We start from the raw sequence: 3671 nt of genomic DNA on the forward strand, positions 1-3671 counted from the left end.
GCGTAGATCGCGACGGTCTGGGTACCGGCGTCGGTGTTCTCCACCGGAACCACTGCCGTCGCGCCCTGCGGCATCGGCGCGCCCGTCATGATCCGGTGCGCGGTGCCCGGCTGCAGGGTTGGGATGTCGGTGCGCCCGGCCGGAATGTCTTCGGCCACCGGCAATTTCACCGGCTGCTCGGCCGTTGCTGAGGCCACGTCTTCGGCCCGCACCGCGTAGCCGTCCATCGCGGAGTTGTCGAACACCGGCAGCGACATCGGGGCAGCCACATCGTCGGCCAGCGCCAGGCTTTGCGCGTCGGCGAGCCCGGTGCTGATGGCGGGCCGGGCGGTGATCAGGTCGGCGACGACGCGCTGGTGTTCCTCGACTGACCGCATCAGACCGGGCCTCAAACCGGGAACGTGACGCCGGTGAGCTCTTCGGACACGGCCCACAGTCTGCGCTGCAACTCTTCGTCGTGGGATTGCCCGCTGGATTCCACAAGCTTGGGATATCCGCGCTGTTGGGCGAAACCGTCCGGGCCGTAATATTCGCCGCCCTGCATGCCGGGATCGGTGGCAGCCCGCAGCGTCGGTAGGGCACCCATCGCCGCGCTCTGGAACACCAGCGGCCCGAACACGGCAACGGCGGGCTTCAGCACGGTGGGCAGATTGCGGGTGAGCTCGGTGCTGGAGCTACCGGGATGCGCGGCCACGGCGATCGTGGGCGCGTTCTTCGCCGCTAGCCGCCGCTGCAGTTCGTATGTGAATAGCAGGTTCGCCAGTTTGGCCTGCCCGTAGGCGGCGACCCGGTCGTAACGGCGCTCCCAATTCAGATCGTCGAAACGGATCGACGCGCGAAACCGGTGCGCGTTGCTGCTCACCGTCACCACCCGCGACCCCCGGACCGACAGCAGGTGGTCGAGCACCAGCCCGGTCAGCGCGAAGTGGCCCAGATGGTTGGTGCCGAACTGCAGCTCGAAACCGTCGTGGGTGAGCTGCTTGGACGTATACATCACGCCGGCGTTGTTGATCAGGAGATCGATCCGCGGGTAAGCCCGGCGCAGCGCTTCGGCAGCGGCACGGATGGAGTCCAGCGAGGCCAAGTCGAGTTCTTGCAGCGTGACGTCCGCGCCGGGACTGGCGGCGACGATCCTCGCCAGCGCGACGTTGCCCTTCTCCAGGTCGCGCACCGCCAGCACGACACGCGCGCCCCGCTGGGCGAGCACTGCGGCGGTGTGGTAGCCGATTCCGGTGTTGGCGCCGGTGACGATGGCGACGCGGCCGCTCTGGTCCGGCACGTCAGCGGCGGACCATTTGCCTCCTGCGCCCATGGCCGAAAACGATACCGACCGACCGGCGCCGAGCAGCGGGCACGGCCGAACCGGCTCACGCGGTCAGCCTGCGCGCCGCTTCGATGCCCGCCGTGAGTTGATCGCTGGTCGCTGCGGCCACCGGCGGTCCACCGCAGATCCGGCGCAGCTCATTGTGGATGCAGCCGTGCGGCTTGCCGGTGCGGTGGTGCGCCAGCGCGACTTGCTGGTTGAGCTCGCGGCGCAGTGCGTGCAGCCGCCGGTGTCGCGCAACCGGCTCGGGTGGGCCCCGGCGCCGCTCGCCGTGGCCCGAGCAAGCTGTTCTTCCTGGCGGCGCCGCAAGAGATCTCGCATCTGATCGGCATCCAACAGACCGGGGATCCCCAAGTAGTCGGCTTCCTCGTCGCTGCCAGCCGGGGTCGCGGTGCCGAACGACGCACCGTCGCAGATGACTTGGTCCAGCTCGGCGTCGGCGGCATAGGTGACGACGATGCCGTGGTATTCCGCGGAGGTGTGCGCGGCGGCGTTGCTGAAGCGGGGATCCAACACGAGCCCGTCGGCGGCCGCGGCCAGCGCCCACTGCGTCTTGAGGTGTTCGGTGGGCACCACCACCGTGATCGTGTCGATGCTTCGATCGGCCAATAGTTCCGCGGCGATGCGCAGAGCAAACGCCGTCTTACCTGCACCGGGAGTGGCGACCAGCAGAAAGTCGCGCGGTTTCGCGGTCAGATACCGCACCAACGCCCGCCGCTGCCAGCCCCGCAATGCTCGGGTGCTGGGCGCATCGGTTGCCCGCACCCGAAACCCCCCTCTGATCGAGATGCATGGTAGGGCAAGGGCATCGGGCTGCGAATCTTTACAGGACGCCCGTTGTGGCTACCGGACCCAGAAGTTGTCGTGGCGGATGAACCACTCTCGGCGTTCCTCGTCGGTCATATCGGCCAACGCCGCGAAGCCCTCGAAATACGCCTCCCGCGGTGCGCCCGGGGCGAACAGCATCAAGATCGATGCCGGCTCGTCGGCCTCGTTGCGGAAGCCGTGGATCCCGCCGGGCGGCACATACAGGAAGTCGCCTTGGTGGCCGTCGACCCAGTCGTTGCCGTCGTAGAGCTTCATCGTCCCGGACAGCACGAAGAAAGCCTCGGAGATGGCGCGGTGAAAATGTGGGCCGGGGCCACCGGCGGCGGAGGCGATGTCGACGCGGTAGAGGCCATAGTCGCCGGCGGTGGCCTGTTGGTTGGCCAGATAGTGGTATTTCACGCCGGGGGTCTCGTAGTCCGGCGGCGCCCCTCCATTTTCAGGAGCGCGTTTGAGCCAGGCACTGACTTGCGGCTCGTCGTCGAGATAGCGGGGCTCTGGATACGGCGGCACGACGAGCGACATCGCTTCAGTCTGCCGGATCAGCCGACGGGGTACACCACCCCGGTGAGCTCCTCGGACACCGCCCACAGCCGCTTTTGCAGTTCGACGTCGTGGGACTGGTCACTGGACGCCACCACCTTCGGGTAGCCGCGTTGCTCGCCGAAGCCGTCGGGACCGTAGTACTGCCCGCCCAGTACACCCGGATCGGTGGCGGCACGCAGGGTCGGCAGTGCGCCCATGGCGGCGTCCTGGAAGAGCGGTTCGACGAAGGACGTGACGCGCGCGGCCAGCGGAGGCAGGTTGCGGCTCAGCTCGGTGCGGGAGCCGCCGGGGTGGGCGGCGACGGCGATCGTCGTTCCGCGCGGCGCGAGTCGTCGCTGCAGTTCGTACGTGAACAGCAGGTTGGCGAGCTTGGACTGCCCGTAGGCCCCGACCCGGCTGTAGCGGCGTTCCCACTGCAGATCGTCGAAATGAATGCCGGCCCGGATGCGGTGTCCGATGCTGCTGACAGTGACGACCCGCGAACCGGCGACCGGCAAGAGCCGGTGGAGCAGCAGGCCGGTGAGCGCGAAGTGGCCGAGATGGTTGGTGCCGAACTGAAGCTCGAACCCGTCCTTGGTGCGCTGTTTCGGCGTCCCCATGACGCCTGCGTTGTTGATCAGCAGGTCGATGCGGTCGTGCTCTGCGCGCAGCTGTTCGGCGGCGGCTCGGATGGAGTCCAGCGACGCAAGGTCGAGCTCTTGTAGCGTGACAGTGGCACCGGGGTTGCGCTTGGCGATCAGATCGGCAGCCTCCTTGCCCTTGTCCAAGTTGCGCACCGCGAGAACGACGTGAGCGCGATGTGCGGCGAGCGCCATGGCGGTCTCGTAGCCCAGGCCGGTGTTGGCCCCGGTGATGACGGCGACACGGCCGGTCTGGTCGGGAATGTCCGCGGCGGTCCACTTGGCCATGGGAAGCTCCTCACTAGTGTCCTGAGTCATTAATTCGCTTGCTCTTGTTAGTATGGGCGATGCCGTCG

3 protein-coding genes and 2 pseudogenes are annotated in these 3671 nt (G+C 67.7%); all 5 read right to left on the reverse strand.

Features of this window, described 5'->3' with window-relative positions:
* Positions 1-377 (reverse strand): annotated as a pseudogene (locus tag ACFE99_RS23980) (molybdopterin molybdenumtransferase MoeA); the annotation flags it as partial.
* Positions 378-388: 11 nt separating this feature from the next.
* The gene (locus ACFE99_RS23985; RefSeq protein WP_375489227.1) at positions 389-1312 is read right to left on the reverse strand and encodes an SDR family NAD(P)-dependent oxidoreductase; all 924 of its coding nucleotides are present in this window, start codon (positions 1310-1312) and stop codon (positions 389-391) included.
* A 55-nt stretch (positions 1313-1367) separates the two neighbouring features.
* Positions 1368-2113 (reverse strand): annotated as a pseudogene (locus ACFE99_RS23990) (DEAD/DEAH box helicase).
* 54 nt (positions 2114-2167) lie between these two features.
* Positions 2168-2674, reverse strand: coding sequence for a cupin domain-containing protein (locus ACFE99_RS23995; protein ID WP_375489229.1), 507 nt, complete (start codon positions 2672-2674; stop codon positions 2168-2170).
* A gap of 17 nt (positions 2675-2691) precedes the next feature.
* Positions 2692-3603, reverse strand: a complete 912-nt coding sequence (locus ACFE99_RS24000; RefSeq protein ID WP_375489231.1) for an SDR family NAD(P)-dependent oxidoreductase — start codon at positions 3601-3603, stop codon at positions 2692-2694.
* Between the last annotated feature and the right edge of the window lie 68 nt (positions 3604-3671).

This window comes from uncultured Mycobacterium sp. (genome assembly GCF_964249325.1).
Taxonomy (GTDB): domain Bacteria; phylum Actinomycetota; class Actinomycetes; order Mycobacteriales; family Mycobacteriaceae; genus Mycobacterium.